Below are 391 nucleotides of genomic sequence, written 5' to 3'. Positions count from 1 at the left end.
TTACCTCACCAACTAGCTAATGCGCCGCGGGCCCATCTGTAAGTGATAGCCGAAGCCATCTTTCATCTTAAACCCATGCGGGTTCAAGGATTATCAGGTATTAGCCCCGGTTTCCCGGAGTTATCCCAGTCTTACAGGCAGGTTGCCCACGTGTTACTCACCCGTCCGCCGCTGAATCCGGGAAGCAAGCTTCCCTTCATCCGCTCGACTTGCATGTATTAGGCACGCCGCCAGCGTTCGTCCTGAGCCAGGATCAAACTCTCCATAAGAGTTTTTTGAATCCACCTTCTATATAGAAGCGATTCGTCCTTTGCACAGTTGTTTGTTTTACATGTCGATGTCTCGACATGGCACGTTTGTACGCTTGGCTTTTGTTCAGTTTTCAAAGGGC

General features: G+C 50.1%; 1 rRNA gene. It reads right to left on the bottom strand.

Going from position 1 to position 391, the window contains the following annotated elements:
* A 16S ribosomal RNA gene (locus G4V62_RS21125) occupies positions 1-269 on the bottom strand; the annotation flags it as partial.
* Positions 270-391: the final 122 nt, after the last annotated feature.

Origin of the sequence: Litoribacterium kuwaitense, from assembly GCF_011058155.1 — a bacterium.
Lineage (GTDB): Bacteria > Bacillota > Bacilli > Bacillales > DSM-28697 > Litoribacterium > Litoribacterium kuwaitense.
This window is presented reverse-complemented; position numbering and strand designations above follow the sequence as displayed.